General features: G+C 37.3%; 14 protein-coding genes. 4 read left to right on the top strand and 10 right to left on the bottom strand.

From position 1 onward, the window contains the following. The first annotated feature begins 222 nt into the window (after positions 1-222). Entirely contained in the window at positions 223-1161 is a 939-nt protein-coding gene (gene repM / locus SJY28_RS13515; RefSeq protein WP_379545039.1) for a replication initiation protein RepM, read from the top strand. A gap of 28 nt (positions 1162-1189) precedes the next feature. Beyond that, a complete protein-coding gene (locus tag SJY28_RS13520; protein ID WP_379545041.1) occupies positions 1190-3985 on the top strand; it encodes a class I SAM-dependent DNA methyltransferase in 2796 nt (931 codons plus the stop codon). Between the two features lie 13 nt (positions 3986-3998). On the opposite strand, the gene SJY28_RS13525 is transcribed toward SJY28_RS13520, so the two are convergent. The 5 genes from SJY28_RS13525 to SJY28_RS13545 all read right to left on the bottom strand — a co-directional run bounded on the left by SJY28_RS13525 (position 3999) and on the right by SJY28_RS13545 (position 8335). Beyond that, entirely contained in the window at positions 3999-4409 is a 411-nt protein-coding gene (locus tag SJY28_RS13525) for a hypothetical protein (protein ID WP_379545042.1), read from the bottom strand. 63 nt (positions 4410-4472) lie between these two features. Beyond that, positions 4473-5996, bottom strand: coding sequence for a type IV secretory system conjugative DNA transfer family protein (locus tag SJY28_RS13530; protein WP_379545044.1), 1524 nt, complete (start codon positions 5994-5996; stop codon positions 4473-4475). A 265-nt stretch (positions 5997-6261) separates the two neighbouring features. Further along, entirely contained in the window at positions 6262-7152 is an 891-nt protein-coding gene (locus tag SJY28_RS13535) for a phage integrase N-terminal domain-containing protein (protein WP_379545045.1), read from the bottom strand. A gap of 527 nt (positions 7153-7679) precedes the next feature. After that, on the bottom strand, positions 7680-7979 hold the full coding sequence (locus SJY28_RS13540) for a helix-turn-helix domain-containing protein (protein WP_379545046.1): 300 nt from the start codon (positions 7977-7979) through the stop codon (positions 7680-7682). Beyond that, on the bottom strand, positions 7976-8335 hold the full coding sequence (locus SJY28_RS13545) for a type II toxin-antitoxin system RelE/ParE family toxin (RefSeq protein WP_379545047.1): 360 nt from the start codon (positions 8333-8335) through the stop codon (positions 7976-7978). The genes SJY28_RS13540 and SJY28_RS13545 overlap by 4 nt, the downstream gene beginning before the upstream one ends. Before the next feature lie 1287 nt (positions 8336-9622). On the opposite strand from SJY28_RS13545, the gene repM (SJY28_RS13550) reads away from it, so the two are divergent. Continuing rightward, a complete protein-coding gene (gene repM, locus SJY28_RS13550) occupies positions 9623-10561 on the top strand; it encodes a replication initiation protein RepM (RefSeq protein ID WP_379545039.1) in 939 nt (312 codons plus the stop codon). Positions 10562-10589: 28 nt separating this feature from the next. Further along, entirely contained in the window at positions 10590-13385 is a 2796-nt protein-coding gene (locus tag SJY28_RS13555) for a class I SAM-dependent DNA methyltransferase (protein ID WP_379545041.1), read from the top strand. Between the two features lie 13 nt (positions 13386-13398). Here the strand turns inward: SJY28_RS13555 and SJY28_RS13560 are convergent, their stop codons facing one another. The 5 genes from SJY28_RS13560 to SJY28_RS13580 form a co-directional block, all read right to left on the bottom strand. Beyond that, a complete protein-coding gene (locus tag SJY28_RS13560; protein WP_379545042.1) occupies positions 13399-13809 on the bottom strand; it encodes a hypothetical protein in 411 nt (136 codons plus the stop codon). A 63-nt stretch (positions 13810-13872) separates the two neighbouring features. Continuing rightward, on the bottom strand, positions 13873-15396 hold the full coding sequence (locus tag SJY28_RS13565; protein WP_379545044.1) for a type IV secretory system conjugative DNA transfer family protein: 1524 nt from the start codon (positions 15394-15396) through the stop codon (positions 13873-13875). A gap of 265 nt (positions 15397-15661) precedes the next feature. Further along, the gene (locus SJY28_RS13570; RefSeq protein ID WP_379545045.1) at positions 15662-16552 is read right to left on the bottom strand and encodes a phage integrase N-terminal domain-containing protein; all 891 of its coding nucleotides are present in this window, start codon (positions 16550-16552) and stop codon (positions 15662-15664) included. Between the two features lie 527 nt (positions 16553-17079). Then, positions 17080-17379, bottom strand: a complete 300-nt coding sequence (locus SJY28_RS13575; RefSeq protein WP_379545046.1) for a helix-turn-helix domain-containing protein — start codon at positions 17377-17379, stop codon at positions 17080-17082. After that, positions 17376-17735, bottom strand: coding sequence for a type II toxin-antitoxin system RelE/ParE family toxin (locus tag SJY28_RS13580; RefSeq protein ID WP_379545047.1), 360 nt, complete (start codon positions 17733-17735; stop codon positions 17376-17378). Before SJY28_RS13580 ends, SJY28_RS13575 begins: the two co-directional genes overlap by 4 nt. Positions 17736-18800 lie beyond the last annotated feature (1065 nt).

Below are 18800 nucleotides of genomic sequence, written 5' to 3' on the forward strand. Positions count from 1 at the left end.
AGTTTTTAAAAGCTTTTACGTCGCTTACAGAGCTTTATTTATAAGGGATACAGCTGTTATATAACGAGGTTTACCCTGTTATATAACGAGGTTTACCCTGTTATATAACGAGGTTTACCCTGTTATATAACGAGGTTTACCCTGTATTAAAAGAATATAGTTTACAACCTCTTTAAAAGGGTATAGAGTTTAAACTCTCTTTTAGGAAAATGAGGCTTTGTTATGGCTGAGCTGGTAGTAAAAGATAATGCTTTGATACAAGCTAGTTATACTTTAGGTTTAGCTGAACAGAGACTGATACTGCTTGCGTTACTGGAAGCGAGAGAAACTGGACAGGGAATTGATCATAATAGCCTGTTGAGAGTTCACGCTCACGCCTATGCTGAGCAATTCCATATTGATAAAGGTAATTCTTACGAAGTAATTAAGGATGCAAGTAAAGGACTCTTTGATAGATACGTTACTTATCATGATAAAAATCCAAAAACGGGAAATGACCGTAGTTTTCACTGTCGCTGGGTAGATAAAATAGGCTACGAGAAGGCTACAGGCACAGTTTATATGCGGTTTACCTCTGATGTTGTACCGCTAATTACGAGGCTCGAAGAACAATTTACTAGCTATGAGTTGGAACAGGTATCTCAGCTGAGTAGTGGGTATGCCGTTCGATTATATGAGCTGTTAGTTCAATGGCGATCTGTAGGAAAGACTCCTATATTTGAGCTAGAACTATTTAGGCAGCAAGTAGGTGTTGAAAAAAATAAATACTCGCGTATGAGTGATTTTAAAAAATATGTGTTAGATTTCGCTGTAAACCAGATCAACGAACATACTGATATAACTGTCAAATACAAACAGCATAAGCAAGGTCGTGTTATTACGGGTTTTACTTTTGAATTTAAGGTGAAAACAAGGCCTAAAAAGGCAATTAAGTCAAAAAGAGATAATGATACCCCTGATATGTTTAATGCAATAAAAATGACAGATAAACAGCGTGGAGTGTTTGCATCTAAGCTATCGCAAATGAGCGATTTATCTAGGTATGCTAAGCAGGGTGAGAATTACAAACAATTTGCTGAAAGAATCGAGACTGAGCTATTAGATGAAAAAAAGCAGGTCTTTTATATACCTTATCTTGAAAAATTAGGGTTTGAATACTAACAAAGAAATATTAAGGCACTTAAACACTATGAGTTTAGATTATCAGCATATCCGTGAGCAGCTACACCGTATTATTTATGATTATAAAGATGCTGAGGGATATGAGAGAGGTCAAAGTCAGAACTTTTGGACACAGATATTCAATGCTTATGGCGTATCTGGTCAAGTACAGCTAAAAGCATTTGAACATCGTTTAAAAGATGATAAATCTCAAAAATATGTTGATGCCTTTATTCCTAAACTGGTAATGATTGAACAAAAAAGCCGTGGTATTGATCTAAATAAAGCCTATAACCAAGTCAGTAAATATTATGCACGCCTAAGCGCAGCAGATAAGCCAAGGTATATCGTACTATCCAACTTCGATGAGCTATGGCTATTCGATATTGAAAACCCTCTAAATATCAAAGAATATAAGTGTCCGATTGCTGATCTCCCTAAAAATGCTGAATGGTTGGATTTCTTAGCACCAAACGCTGCAATGGCTGAGATCGTTGAAGAAAACCCGATTAACCGTCAAGCAACCGAGATGGTCGCTAAGCTACATCAAGCGTTTATTTCCGATGGGGTCAATGCCGATGAATTGGCACTATTCTTAACTCGTCTGATCTTTTGTTTCTTTGCCGATGACACCGGCATCTTTGGACAAAAAAATCTGTTAGATGGGTTACTCACGAATGAGGCAAGGGGTGACGGTAGCAACCTCAACGAGGTATTTACCACTCTATTTGATACTTTAAACACTAAAGATCGCTCAAGTCGCCTGCCTGAAAGCTATGCAGCCTTTGCCTATATCAACGGTGATCTGTTCTCTCAATCAATCCGTATCCCTTACTTTGATGAAAACCTCTATAACCTAGTCGTTCAGTGCAATAACCTTGATTGGAGCGAGATTAGCCCTGCTATTTTTGGCTCAATGTTCCAAAGCGTACTCGATATTGACGATACAGCAGACAGTGACGACAAGCGCCGTGAGTTTGGTGCTCATTACACCAGTGAAAAGAATATTTTGAAGGTCATCAACTCCTTATTCTTGCAAGACCTGCGTGATGAGTTCTCAAAGTGCGCTAAAGATAAGCCAAGAGCATTAAAACTCTATGAAAAGCTCCCTACATTAAAATTCTTTGATCCTGCTTGTGGCTGTGGCAACTTCCTAATCATTGCTTACCGTGAGTTGCGACTGTTAGAAAATCAGCTAATTGCACAGATTTATGGTGAACAAAGGGGTCTGCTTGATATTAGTAGTATGTGCCAAGTCACGGTTGAACAGTTCTATGGGATTGAGATTGAACCACACGCGGCTCATATCGCAAGGGTTGCCATGTGGATCACCGATCATCAACTGAACCAAGCCACTGCTGAGCGTTTTGGTACGACACGCCCTACAACGCCCATTGTCTACAGTCCACACATTACAGAGGATAATGCCCTACAAATTGACTGGGAGGATGTTCTAGCAGCCAATGAGTGTAATTTTGTGATGGGTAATCCACCTTTTATCGGTAAATCCAATCAAAGTAAGCAGCAAAAATCGGATATGCAAATTGTTACCAAGCATATTAAAAATTACAAGTCACTAGATTATGTAGCAGGTTGGTATATCAAAGCCATGCACTATATGCAATCAGCAACTGAGCAAAACCACCATATTGAAAGTGCTTTTGTCTCAACAAATTCTATTGTTCAAGGGGAACAAGTAGCGATACTTTGGCAACACTTGCTTAGAGATAACAATGCACATATCAATTTTGCGCACCATACTTTTAGATGGACAAATGAAGGTAAAGGCATTGCAGGTGTGCACTGTGTAATCATAGGCTATTCGACTATAGAGCGAAAAGAGAAAACAATTTTTAGCTATGAAGATATTGCAGGTGAACCCAAACCAAACAAAGCAAAATTAATTAACGGATATTTGATAGACGCATCTTTAGTTTTTTTCGATAAAACTAACAAGCAGTGCTCTAATGAGCTAATGATGGATTTAGGTTCAATCCCAAGGGATGGTGGTAACTTATCTCTAAGCAATGAAGAATATATGGAATTAATAGAAAAAGAGCCGTTAGCAAAAAAATATTTACGTCCGTACATGGGATCGCAAGAATTTTTAAGCGATATTAAGCGTTGGTGTTTATGGTTCGACGGCTGTGAACCTATACAACTGAATAATGACTTAACAAAACTGCCGTTAGTAAGGGAAAGGGTCGAGGGTGTTAAGCAAATGCGACTCAGTAGCACTAGGGAAGCAACTAAAAAGCAAGCATCTCAACCCCACTTATTTAGTGAAAGAAGACAGCCAGCTTCAGGAAACTACTTACTCATTCCAAGTGTTTCATCAGAAAACAGAAAGTATATCCCTATAGGTTTTCTAAGTAGTGAAACAGTATGCAGCAACCTTGTTTTTAGCTTGATAAATGCAGACTTATATCATTTAGGCGTATTGTCTAGCAGTATGCATAATGCATTCATGCGTCTAACAGCAGGGCGTTTGGAAAGCCGTTATCGTTATTCAAACAGTATTGTTTATAATAATTTCCTATATCCTTTTGATGCGAAAAAAGATGAAGATACTCAAACAGCTAAAGCTAAAGAGGTGATTGGATTAGCTGCTCAAGCTGTTTTAGACGCTCGTAAGCATTACCAAGACGGTAACGAGGATGCACCAACACTAGCTAAGCTTTATAACACATACATGATTGATCCTTACCCTAAGCTAACCAAAGCCCATACTGCCCTTGATAAAGCAGTAGATAAGGCTTATGGCTACAAGGGTAAGGGCGATGATGCTAGTAGAGTAGAGTTCTTACTCAAAAGACTTGCTTAATTATGCAATATATCTAAAAAACGTAAACGGTAACGTTATCAAGAGCTAAACACTTAGACGCTAAGTCGTCACGCTCCGTTTCATTCCTTGTAAATATTGATGTTATTAGACGATCAAACTCAGCTTCTTTAGCAACATCATCAAGATTGCTCTTAATATCTTTGAATGTTGTACTAGATGTTGCATCACGACCACTTAGACGTTGTTTATATCCTCTCATATTGTTTTGAATATAATTTGATAGCATACCTTTGCTATTTACATAGTCTTTGTACGAGTGAGTAGAGAAGATAAACAATACATTGCCTGTGTCTCTTTTTGCGATATTTACGACAGTTTCTAATAGTGCATTGTCGATACCTTTCTTGTTCTCTGCCTTCTTTGAAGTCAGATTTGAGATTATTCTAAGTATTTTTTCAAACATTTTCTAATTCCATTTAAAGTTGATTTGTTGTACATCTATCTTAGAAAAATGACTAAGAAATATTTAATCCTCTGCTATCTCAGCACTTTCTAAAAAAGCTGCTAAGGTAGAAGGGCTGACATATTCTTCATATTCATTAGCAGGCGTATCTTCGTAATGTCTCGGCATCATCATTTTAGCTGGACGTCCTTGATAGATGACTATGGCTTGATTATCGTCTAGCTTTTGCAAATCCGCAGGTTCTACTAAGGCACTACGAGTTATTGTTTCTGTGCGGCTTTTTTCATTGTAGCTACGACCCGATTCATTAACTCTAGGTGTTTGAGTGGTTGACCAGCTTCTTACATTCGTATTACCTATCATGTCGCTAAATATTTGAGCTGTATTAGGGTCATTGACTCTGTAGCATATTTTTAATGTGCAGCTACTCATAATAAGATTAGCAGCTTGATCACCATATACTCTAGTCAAACCATCTAAAGCTTGAACGTACATAAATAGGGGCATTTTTGAAGAAGCTATCGTATTTAACTTCTGAGTTAGGTTGGGAATAGGAGCTGCGTTGATAAGCTCATCTAGCGCGACAAAAACATCTTCACGATTGGTATGTCCCATTTCTAGCAAACGCAAAGTATGAGACAGAGTCGCGCCGAACAGCTCTCTTGTAGAGTCTATATAACTCTTATCAAATTGCAGAAAAATAGCTTTTTTAGGCTGCTGTAGCAGCTCACGTAATGAGAAGTCAGAACGATCAATATTGTTTGCTATGTTCTTATTATCTAAGAACTGCAGAGCCGATGATAAAGCATTGATTGCTGAGGCGATGAAACGCTCATTACCAGTAGATCGCTTGACCGCCTTGGCGTTAGAAACAGTAATATCACTAGGCGAAGTTAACAACTCACCCATCATCTCTTCAACGTCTGTAAATTCATCAATATATTTTCTGGCCTGTAGTAGTGAAGCAGAACCATTAATAGCACTCAAATGTAGCATGACAGCGCGTAGAATGCGTCTGGCAGAGTCAGAAAAAGCATCCTTAGCAGGTATTAAAATCTCAATAAGCTCAATGATTTCAGTATCAGCATCTACACCTAAGTCATCAAACATATTATATTTTTGAGACAATGGATCAGTGGGATTAAATACAACATCGTCATAGCCGTAGTACTCAAACACATTGTTGTGCTTTAGAATCCCCCAGATCTCCGGCTTAACATCAGTAGCTACAAACGATTTTCCAGAGCGCATCCAACTAATCAACTGAGCTAGCAAATAATTAGTTTTGCCGCTACGTGTTACCCCTAGAACCAGCCCTCTTTCTTTACACGGCACAGTAAGTAATGGCAAATTATCGCGCCAGGGATCGTTATCTAACTTCTTGTTACTAACAGGTGCATAAGCCACTAAAGGCTCACCACCATCATCATTATGATTTAAAACGCTGAATAGCTCTTTTTTATCGTCAATACTATCTTCCTGAATAAATCCTGATGCTTTTGGCTTATTAAAAAAAGTGGCCCATACACCAATGGCAAGAAAGGCGACAATAAAAAAAGCTACTATTACTATTTCAAAGATGGGCACTTTAATGTTTCTCTCTATTATTGTTAGTTGCCTGAACTGTGTGACTTCTTACCTTCACATTTCTTCAGATGCAATGGCTCTTGAATAGCCATCTTGAGCCAGTTGCAACGCACCGTGAAATAACAACGATGGTCATCCGATAGCTTTAGAGAGCTTTGAGAACGTAAGTTTTTATTTTCCGCCTTCTCACTCCAAATGATTAATTTACAATTTATACAGTCACCACATTCTGGCAAACTTGCTCTAATCTCTGACCCTAGATTCATTATTTATAGCTCCAAGATCCGAGGTAAATGCCGGTTACACTTAGCCGGTTGTGTCCTAATTCTTTACTGATCGTCTGACGTGCAGATAAATCGAGCGACTTTTGCTCATCAGTCAAATCAATAATGCCACCAACTGACGGGCAATCAATGCCTACTAACTCTCTGTAGCGGCTCTGAGCGTATAGATGCCGCAAACCGTGGGTTTGACCTAGTCCAATCGCGGACGTTTCTCGTTCAAAATGTCCCATATGTTCTTTATACGAGCGCTCTGCTGGTATCAACGATCCGTCACCGGCTAAAGTTAGCGCAGCCATCAATGCATCACGTTGCTCGTCTGAGAAAATAGGAATGTTTCTAGCGCGACCACCTTTAGCCCAAGACGGCTTTATTTTTAATACGGGAGCAGAATAAGGATCATAACCACCGAGCGCATAGTCAGGGTTAAATTTCATCGCCTCTTCTCGTCTTAGCCCAAAGTGTTTTTGCAGCTCAATTGATTGCCGTATATAAGGAGATAATTTGTCCAGATTGAGATTGTCCGTATGAAGAGACTTATCCTTGTTTGTTATGTATTGTCGATCCTCAATGCCATAAGTAGCATTGCTTTTTATCATGTCAGATTTGCCAATTTTCTCAGCTAACCATCTTATATTAGACATCCGATTCTTCATCGTACCGGCTGATATACCGTCAATTTTCCAATGTCTAATCAATGCGTTTACATGCCGCCCTTTTATGTCGGAGGGACGCATTTGATTCGTTTTATAGCCTGATTTTTTCAACTGTTCGACAAACATAGACAGCATCCGTTTACGATTCGATTGGGTCGCATACGAGCCATCTTTATTACGTTCTAATATGTGCTTAAATCCGTATTCAAGCTTATCCATAATTTTGCGTCATTGGTAAGTGTTGATGAGCAGTATCAAATGAAAATTTGATAGTTTTTGAGGCTCAGTTATGCAAAATTCTTAATCTGTTGTTAGTTATAAATGTAGATAGCTCAGCATGTATGATGTGAGTATTCGATAATAACTAAGCTCTAATATCTATTATTTAAACTGCTAGAAGCTAGAGAGTACGTGCAGTGAAGAAGAAATATGAAGAATTTATAAAGAGCTTTCATCCTAGATCGATATCTTGAATCACGCAACTATCATCCAGAAGAGTTTACAAAAGATCACAGTAGAAGGTTAATACAGCCAGCGTCACTACTTTTAGCAGTGACGCTGGCTGTATTAACAGTGGAATTAAAATTGCTACAAAATAGATTGTGAGACATTTTTGAAGTAACAAACAGTGTAAGAGACTGGCTCTAATAGAAATTTCTTAAGAATATAACTCTTCTACTTTTCGTTTCCGCATAAAAAAAGGCAATCTATTATCCATAGATTGCCTTTTTCATAATCACTGAGAATTACATTAATTGGACTTCACCGTTAGGCATTTTAGCTGTTATCACAACTTCACCACCTAAAGATTTAACATATTTTTGAAGCGTTGATATCTGAATATCTTTTCCACTTTCTACTTTTGAAATACTTGCTTGTGTAACATTCATCAATTTCGCAAGCTGAGTTTGATTAAGAGATCTTGACTTGCGTAACTTACCCAGCTCTATAGACTGGGCTAATATCTTAGCCCTATCATCGATACGCTTTCTTCTATCGGCGGGTAAACCAGCCATATAGTCATCAAAATCAGTAAATTTACTCATGGGTTATTATCCTTTGCATCAAGTTCTTTCAAGTGACGCTTATAAATTTCTTCCGCTATAGGAATTATATCTTTGTAGAAACGTTTATTGCCTGTTTTATCACCTCCACAAAGCATAACTGCTTTTCTTAGAGGGTCAAAAACGTATAAAGCCCTATAAGGCTTTCCAGCGTGTTGAACACGCAATTCTTTAAGATTAGGAATTTTACTATTTTTTAGGGTGTCAGCGTATGGTCTTCCTAACTGATGACCATATTGTTGTAACGTCCTTATATGGACTGAAACAGTGTCTTGCTCATCTATCTCTAACGACTCAAACCATTCAGTGAATTCAGGGGAAAAAACTACTTTATACATGTTATTGTCTCTCTATATTGTGATTATATAACAATACGGTTATATGATGCGAATCATCTATGTAACATCAGTCTGTTTATTTCAATATTTAGGTGATCAGCATCTAACAAGTAAAATTTGAGTTTTACCGTTCTGAATGGCTTTCCGTTTCTGATAGTTACCTTGCTGTCTTGCTACTAGCGTATATATCTGTTTTTTAAACACGACAATTTCTCCAAAATATGCATTTATGGACAAAGTCAGCAGTAATTTACAAATTGGTAAAAAAAAAATAAGTATTCTTGTTTTTTCTTCACTAATTATAGTAATGCTACCTAAGGTAGTAATACTGTGGCTTTATGACATATGTAATATATTTAGAGAATGGCTAAACAAGGTCTAATGGGGATTAGAGGAGGATATGCGGTATTGCATAATGAAGTAAGTTACCTTACTATTTGAACTATTAGTTCGCTGATACGAACTAATAGACCAAAGCCTCATTTGTCTTAGCCATACTCTTTTTTGTTGGCTATTTCATATATGTACTCCCTTTGGTATCTACGATTAAATAGAAAAGTCAGTTTGTTACTGTGATAAGTTTGGCGACTTGCAGTAATAAGCTGGCTTTTTCTATGTCTGAAACTAATTTTTAGTATATCAGCTATGGTGCGTCTTACAAACCCTATATATGAGGCTTCTATGCTTGTTAGAGCTTATATAATACCCTTAGGGTACCAATTGTATCAACAAGCTGTTTAAACGCTTAAACAAAGGATTTGGCTTCTTAAATCCATTCCTGTATCCCACCTTTTAAGTAACATCTTCGTAAAGCCTTTGAAACTCTGCCTTTGGTAAAAACAAAGCATACGTTTAGCCTCGAAAATTATCTGATAAAACTATATTCACTATGTTGATCTATCGATAAATATTGATTATATATATTTTTGTAACTGAAATTATATTTATAGTTCTGTAGGTAATGAGGTACTAACCTGCCTATTATTAGTGTCTCGTTTTTTCTATTTTATCATTAAACATTAATAATATATAAAAAAAAGAAAAAGGTTTTTAGTGTTTTTAAATAGTTTTTAAAAGCTTTTACGTCGCTTACAGAGCTTTATTTATAAGGGATACAGCTGTTATATAACGAGGTTTACCCTGTTATATAACGAGGTTTACCCTGTTATATAACGAGGTTTACCCTGTTATATAACGAGGTTTACCCTGTATTAAAAGAATATAGTTTACAACCTCTTTAAAAGGGTATAGAGTTTAAACTCTCTTTTAGGAAAATGAGGCTTTGTTATGGCTGAGCTGGTAGTAAAAGATAATGCTTTGATACAAGCTAGTTATACTTTAGGTTTAGCTGAACAGAGACTGATACTGCTTGCGTTACTGGAAGCGAGAGAAACTGGACAGGGAATTGATCATAATAGCCTGTTGAGAGTTCACGCTCACGCCTATGCTGAGCAATTCCATATTGATAAAGGTAATTCTTACGAAGTAATTAAGGATGCAAGTAAAGGACTCTTTGATAGATACGTTACTTATCATGATAAAAATCCAAAAACGGGAAATGACCGTAGTTTTCACTGTCGCTGGGTAGATAAAATAGGCTACGAGAAGGCTACAGGCACAGTTTATATGCGGTTTACCTCTGATGTTGTACCGCTAATTACGAGGCTCGAAGAACAATTTACTAGCTATGAGTTGGAACAGGTATCTCAGCTGAGTAGTGGGTATGCCGTTCGATTATATGAGCTGTTAGTTCAATGGCGATCTGTAGGAAAGACTCCTATATTTGAGCTAGAACTATTTAGGCAGCAAGTAGGTGTTGAAAAAAATAAATACTCGCGTATGAGTGATTTTAAAAAATATGTGTTAGATTTCGCTGTAAACCAGATCAACGAACATACTGATATAACTGTCAAATACAAACAGCATAAGCAAGGTCGTGTTATTACGGGTTTTACTTTTGAATTTAAGGTGAAAACAAGGCCTAAAAAGGCAATTAAGTCAAAAAGAGATAATGATACCCCTGATATGTTTAATGCAATAAAAATGACAGATAAACAGCGTGGAGTGTTTGCATCTAAGCTATCGCAAATGAGCGATTTATCTAGGTATGCTAAGCAGGGTGAGAATTACAAACAATTTGCTGAAAGAATCGAGACTGAGCTATTAGATGAAAAAAAGCAGGTCTTTTATATACCTTATCTTGAAAAATTAGGGTTTGAATACTAACAAAGAAATATTAAGGCACTTAAACACTATGAGTTTAGATTATCAGCATATCCGTGAGCAGCTACACCGTATTATTTATGATTATAAAGATGCTGAGGGATATGAGAGAGGTCAAAGTCAGAACTTTTGGACACAGATATTCAATGCTTATGGCGTATCTGGTCAAGTACAGCTAAAAGCATTTGAACATCGTTTAAAAGATGATAAATCTCAAAAATATGTTGATGCCTTTATTCCTAAACTGGTAATGATTGAACAAAAAAGCCGTGGTATTGATCTAAATAAAGCCTATAACCAAGTCAGTAAATATTATGCACGCCTAAGCGCAGCAGATAAGCCAAGGTATATCGTACTATCCAACTTCGATGAGCTATGGCTATTCGATATTGAAAACCCTCTAAATATCAAAGAATATAAGTGTCCGATTGCTGATCTCCCTAAAAATGCTGAATGGTTGGATTTCTTAGCACCAAACGCTGCAATGGCTGAGATCGTTGAAGAAAACCCGATTAACCGTCAAGCAACCGAGATGGTCGCTAAGCTACATCAAGCGTTTATTTCCGATGGGGTCAATGCCGATGAATTGGCACTATTCTTAACTCGTCTGATCTTTTGTTTCTTTGCCGATGACACCGGCATCTTTGGACAAAAAAATCTGTTAGATGGGTTACTCACGAATGAGGCAAGGGGTGACGGTAGCAACCTCAACGAGGTATTTACCACTCTATTTGATACTTTAAACACTAAAGATCGCTCAAGTCGCCTGCCTGAAAGCTATGCAGCCTTTGCCTATATCAACGGTGATCTGTTCTCTCAATCAATCCGTATCCCTTACTTTGATGAAAACCTCTATAACCTAGTCGTTCAGTGCAATAACCTTGATTGGAGCGAGATTAGCCCTGCTATTTTTGGCTCAATGTTCCAAAGCGTACTCGATATTGACGATACAGCAGACAGTGACGACAAGCGCCGTGAGTTTGGTGCTCATTACACCAGTGAAAAGAATATTTTGAAGGTCATCAACTCCTTATTCTTGCAAGACCTGCGTGATGAGTTCTCAAAGTGCGCTAAAGATAAGCCAAGAGCATTAAAACTCTATGAAAAGCTCCCTACATTAAAATTCTTTGATCCTGCTTGTGGCTGTGGCAACTTCCTAATCATTGCTTACCGTGAGTTGCGACTGTTAGAAAATCAGCTAATTGCACAGATTTATGGTGAACAAAGGGGTCTGCTTGATATTAGTAGTATGTGCCAAGTCACGGTTGAACAGTTCTATGGGATTGAGATTGAACCACACGCGGCTCATATCGCAAGGGTTGCCATGTGGATCACCGATCATCAACTGAACCAAGCCACTGCTGAGCGTTTTGGTACGACACGCCCTACAACGCCCATTGTCTACAGTCCACACATTACAGAGGATAATGCCCTACAAATTGACTGGGAGGATGTTCTAGCAGCCAATGAGTGTAATTTTGTGATGGGTAATCCACCTTTTATCGGTAAATCCAATCAAAGTAAGCAGCAAAAATCGGATATGCAAATTGTTACCAAGCATATTAAAAATTACAAGTCACTAGATTATGTAGCAGGTTGGTATATCAAAGCCATGCACTATATGCAATCAGCAACTGAGCAAAACCACCATATTGAAAGTGCTTTTGTCTCAACAAATTCTATTGTTCAAGGGGAACAAGTAGCGATACTTTGGCAACACTTGCTTAGAGATAACAATGCACATATCAATTTTGCGCACCATACTTTTAGATGGACAAATGAAGGTAAAGGCATTGCAGGTGTGCACTGTGTAATCATAGGCTATTCGACTATAGAGCGAAAAGAGAAAACAATTTTTAGCTATGAAGATATTGCAGGTGAACCCAAACCAAACAAAGCAAAATTAATTAACGGATATTTGATAGACGCATCTTTAGTTTTTTTCGATAAAACTAACAAGCAGTGCTCTAATGAGCTAATGATGGATTTAGGTTCAATCCCAAGGGATGGTGGTAACTTATCTCTAAGCAATGAAGAATATATGGAATTAATAGAAAAAGAGCCGTTAGCAAAAAAATATTTACGTCCGTACATGGGATCGCAAGAATTTTTAAGCGATATTAAGCGTTGGTGTTTATGGTTCGACGGCTGTGAACCTATACAACTGAATAATGACTTAACAAAACTGCCGTTAGTAAGGGAAAGGGTCGAGGGTGTTAAGCAAATGCGACTCAGTAGCACTAGGGAAGCAACTAAAAAGCAAGCATCTCAACCCCACTTATTTAGTGAAAGAAGACAGCCAGCTTCAGGAAACTACTTACTCATTCCAAGTGTTTCATCAGAAAACAGAAAGTATATCCCTATAGGTTTTCTAAGTAGTGAAACAGTATGCAGCAACCTTGTTTTTAGCTTGATAAATGCAGACTTATATCATTTAGGCGTATTGTCTAGCAGTATGCATAATGCATTCATGCGTCTAACAGCAGGGCGTTTGGAAAGCCGTTATCGTTATTCAAACAGTATTGTTTATAATAATTTCCTATATCCTTTTGATGCGAAAAAAGATGAAGATACTCAAACAGCTAAAGCTAAAGAGGTGATTGGATTAGCTGCTCAAGCTGTTTTAGACGCTCGTAAGCATTACCAAGACGGTAACGAGGATGCACCAACACTAGCTAAGCTTTATAACACATACATGATTGATCCTTACCCTAAGCTAACCAAAGCCCATACTGCCCTTGATAAAGCAGTAGATAAGGCTTATGGCTACAAGGGTAAGGGCGATGATGCTAGTAGAGTAGAGTTCTTACTCAAAAGACTTGCTTAATTATGCAATATATCTAAAAAACGTAAACGGTAACGTTATCAAGAGCTAAACACTTAGACGCTAAGTCGTCACGCTCCGTTTCATTCCTTGTAAATATTGATGTTATTAGACGATCAAACTCAGCTTCTTTAGCAACATCATCAAGATTGCTCTTAATATCTTTGAATGTTGTACTAGATGTTGCATCACGACCACTTAGACGTTGTTTATATCCTCTCATATTGTTTTGAATATAATTTGATAGCATACCTTTGCTATTTACATAGTCTTTGTACGAGTGAGTAGAGAAGATAAACAATACATTGCCTGTGTCTCTTTTTGCGATATTTACGACAGTTTCTAATAGTGCATTGTCGATACCTTTCTTGTTCTCTGCCTTCTTTGAAGTCAGATTTGAGATTATTCTAAGTATTTTTTCAAACATTTTCTAATTCCATTTAAAGTTGATTTGTTGTACATCTATCTTAGAAAAATGACTAAGAAATATTTAATCCTCTGCTATCTCAGCACTTTCTAAAAAAGCTGCTAAGGTAGAAGGGCTGACATATTCTTCATATTCATTAGCAGGCGTATCTTCGTAATGTCTCGGCATCATCATTTTAGCTGGACGTCCTTGATAGATGACTATGGCTTGATTATCGTCTAGCTTTTGCAAATCCGCAGGTTCTACTAAGGCACTACGAGTTATTGTTTCTGTGCGGCTTTTTTCATTGTAGCTACGACCCGATTCATTAACTCTAGGTGTTTGAGTGGTTGACCAGCTTCTTACATTCGTATTACCTATCATGTCGCTAAATATTTGAGCTGTATTAGGGTCATTGACTCTGTAGCATATTTTTAATGTGCAGCTACTCATAATAAGATTAGCAGCTTGATCACCATATACTCTAGTCAAACCATCTAAAGCTTGAACGTACATAAATAGGGGCATTTTTGAAGAAGCTATCGTATTTAACTTCTGAGTTAGGTTGGGAATAGGAGCTGCGTTGATAAGCTCATCTAGCGCGACAAAAACATCTTCACGATTGGTATGTCCCATTTCTAGCAAACGCAAAGTATGAGACAGAGTCGCGCCGAACAGCTCTCTTGTAGAGTCTATATAACTCTTATCAAATTGCAGAAAAATAGCTTTTTTAGGCTGCTGTAGCAGCTCACGTAATGAGAAGTCAGAACGATCAATATTGTTTGCTATGTTCTTATTATCTAAGAACTGCAGAGCCGATGATAAAGCATTGATTGCTGAGGCGATGAAACGCTCATTACCAGTAGATCGCTTGACCGCCTTGGCGTTAGAAACAGTAATATCACTAGGCGAAGTTAACAACTCACCCATCATCTCTTCAACGTCTGTAAATTCATCAATATATTTTCTGGCCTGTAGTAGTGAAGCAGAACCATTAATAGCACTCAAATGTAGCATGACAGCGCGTAGAATGCGTCTGGCAGAGTCAGAAAAAGCATCCTTAGCAGGTATTAAAATCTCAATAAGCTCAATGATTTCAGTATCAGCATCTACACCTAAGTCATCAAACATATTATATTTTTGAGACAATGGATCAGTGGGATTAAATACAACATCGTCATAGCCGTAGTACTCAAACACATTGTTGTGCTTTAGAATCCCCCAGATCTCCGGCTTAACATCAGTAGCTACAAACGATTTTCCAGAGCGCATCCAACTAATCAACTGAGCTAGCAAATAATTAGTTTTGCCGCTACGTGTTACCCCTAGAACCAGCCCTCTTTCTTTACACGGCACAGTAAGTAATGGCAAATTATCGCGCCAGGGATCGTTATCTAACTTCTTGTTACTAACAGGTGCATAAGCCACTAAAGGCTCACCACCATCATCATTATGATTTAAAACGCTGAATAGCTCTTTTTTATCGTCAATACTATCTTCCTGAATAAATCCTGATGCTTTTGGCTTATTAAAAAAAGTGGCCCATACACCAATGGCAAGAAAGGCGACAATAAAAAAAGCTACTATTACTATTTCAAAGATGGGCACTTTAATGTTTCTCTCTATTATTGTTAGTTGCCTGAACTGTGTGACTTCTTACCTTCACATTTCTTCAGATGCAATGGCTCTTGAATAGCCATCTTGAGCCAGTTGCAACGCACCGTGAAATAACAACGATGGTCATCCGATAGCTTTAGAGAGCTTTGAGAACGTAAGTTTTTATTTTCCGCCTTCTCACTCCAAATGATTAATTTACAATTTATACAGTCACCACATTCTGGCAAACTTGCTCTAATCTCTGACCCTAGATTCATTATTTATAGCTCCAAGATCCGAGGTAAATGCCGGTTACACTTAGCCGGTTGTGTCCTAATTCTTTACTGATCGTCTGACGTGCAGATAAATCGAGCGACTTTTGCTCATCAGTCAAATCAATAATGCCACCAACTGACGGGCAATCAATGCCTACTAACTCTCTGTAGCGGCTCTGAGCGTATAGATGCCGCAAACCGTGGGTTTGACCTAGTCCAATCGCGGACGTTTCTCGTTCAAAATGTCCCATATGTTCTTTATACGAGCGCTCTGCTGGTATCAACGATCCGTCACCGGCTAAAGTTAGCGCAGCCATCAATGCATCACGTTGCTCGTCTGAGAAAATAGGAATGTTTCTAGCGCGACCACCTTTAGCCCAAGACGGCTTTATTTTTAATACGGGAGCAGAATAAGGATCATAACCACCGAGCGCATAGTCAGGGTTAAATTTCATCGCCTCTTCTCGTCTTAGCCCAAAGTGTTTTTGCAGCTCAATTGATTGCCGTATATAAGGAGATAATTTGTCCAGATTGAGATTGTCCGTATGAAGAGACTTATCCTTGTTTGTTATGTATTGTCGATCCTCAATGCCATAAGTAGCATTGCTTTTTATCATGTCAGATTTGCCAATTTTCTCAGCTAACCATCTTATATTAGACATCCGATTCTTCATCGTACCGGCTGATATACCGTCAATTTTCCAATGTCTAATCAATGCGTTTACATGCCGCCCTTTTATGTCGGAGGGACGCATTTGATTCGTTTTATAGCCTGATTTTTTCAACTGTTCGACAAACATAGACAGCATCCGTTTACGATTCGATTGGGTCGCATACGAGCCATCTTTATTACGTTCTAATATGTGCTTAAATCCGTATTCAAGCTTATCCATAATTTTGCGTCATTGGTAAGTGTTGATGAGCAGTATCAAATGAAAATTTGATAGTTTTTGAGGCTCAGTTATGCAAAATTCTTAATCTGTTGTTAGTTATAAATGTAGATAGCTCAGCATGTATGATGTGAGTATTCGATAATAACTAAGCTCTAATATCTATTATTTAAACTGCTAGAAGCTAGAGAGTACGTGCAGTGAAGAAGAAATATGAAGAATTTATAAAGAGCTTTCATCCTAGATCGATATCTTGAATCACGCAACTATCATCCAGAAGAGTTTACAAAAGATCACAGTAGAAGGTTAATACAGCCAGCGTCACTACTTTTAGCAGTGACGCTGGCTGTATTAACAGTGGAATTAAAATTGCTACAAAATAGATTGTGAGACATTTTTGAAGTAACAAACAGTGTAAGAGACTGGCTCTAATAGAAATTTCTTAAGAATATAACTCTTCTACTTTTCGTTTCCGCATAAAAAAAGGCAATCTATTATCCATAGATTGCCTTTTTCATAATCACTGAGAATTACATTAATTGGACTTCACCGTTAGGCATTTTAGCTGTTATCACAACTTCACCACCTAAAGATTTAACATATTTTTGAAGCGTTGATATCTGAATATCTTTTCCACTTTCTACTTTTGAAATACTTGCTTGTGTAACATTCATCAATTTCGCAAGCTGAGTTTGATTAAGAGATCTTGACTTGCGTAACTTACCCAGCTCTATAGACTGGGCTAATATCTTAGCCCTATCATCGATACGCTTTCTTCTATCGGCGGGTAAACCAGCCATATAGTCATCAAAATCAGTAAATTTACTCATGGGTTATTATCCTTTGCATCAAGTTCTTTCAAGTGACGCTTATAAATTTCTTCCGCTATAGGAATTATATCTTTGTAGAAACGTTTATTGCCTGTTTTATCACCTCCACAAAGCATAACTGCTTTTCTTAGAGGGTCAAAAACGTATAAAGCCCTATAAGGCTTTCCAGCGTGTTGAACACGCAATTCTTTAAGATTAGGAATTTTACTATTTTTTAGGGTGTCAGCGTATGGTCTTCCTAACTGATGACCATATTGTTGTAACGTCCTTATATGGACTGAAACAGTGTCTTGCTCATCTATCTCTAACGACTCAAACCATTCAGTGAATTCAGGGGAAAAAACTACTTTATACATGTTATTGTCTCTCTATATTGTGATTATATAACAATACGGTTATATGATGCGAATCATCTATGTAACATCAGTCTGTTTATTTCAATATTTAGGTGATCAGCATCTAACAAGTAAAATTTGAGTTTTACCGTTCTGAATGGCTTTCCGTTTCTGATAGTTACCTTGCTGTCTTGCTACTAGCGTATATATCTGTTTTTTAAACACGACAATTTCTCCAAAATATGCATTTATGGACAAAGTCAGCAGTAATTTACAAATTGGTAAAAAAAAAATAAGTATTCTTGTTTTTTCTTCACTAATTATAGTAATGCTACCTAAGGTAGTAATACTGTGGCTTTATGACATATGTAATATATTTAGAGAATGGCTAAACAAGGTCTAATGGGGATTAGAGGAGGATATGCGGTATTGCATAATGAAGTAAGTTACCTTACTATTTGAACTATTAGTTCGCTGATACGAACTAATAGACCAAAGCCTCATTTGTCTTAGCCATACTCTTTTTTGTTGGCTATTTCATATATGTACTCCCTTTGGTATCTACGATTAAATAGAAAAGTCAGTTTGTTACTGTGATAAGTTTGGCGACTTGCAGTAATAAGCTGGCTTTTTCTATGTCTGAAACTAATTTTTAGTATATCAGCTATGGTGCGTCTTACAAACCCTATATATGAGGCTTCTATGCTTGTTAGAGCTTATATAATACCCTTAGGGTACCAATTGTATCAACAAGCTGTTTAAACGCTTAAACAAAGGATTTGGCTTCTTAAATCCATTCCTGTATCCCACCTTTTAAGTAACATCTTCGTAAAGCCTTTGAAACTCTGCCTTTGGTAAAAACAAAGCATACGTTTAGCCTCGAAAATTATCTGATAAAACTATATTCACTATGTTGATCTATCGATAAATATTGATTATATATATTTTTGTAACTGAAATTATATTTATAGTTCTGTAGGTAATGAGGTACTAACCTGCCTATTATTAGTGTCTCGTTTTTTCTATTTTATCATTAAACATTAATAATATATAAAAAAAAGAAAAAGGTTTTTAGTGTTTTTAAAT

It is taken from the genome of Psychrobacter sp. R86515, assembly GCF_042466315.1.
Classification (GTDB): Bacteria; Pseudomonadota; Gammaproteobacteria; order Pseudomonadales; family Moraxellaceae; genus Psychrobacter.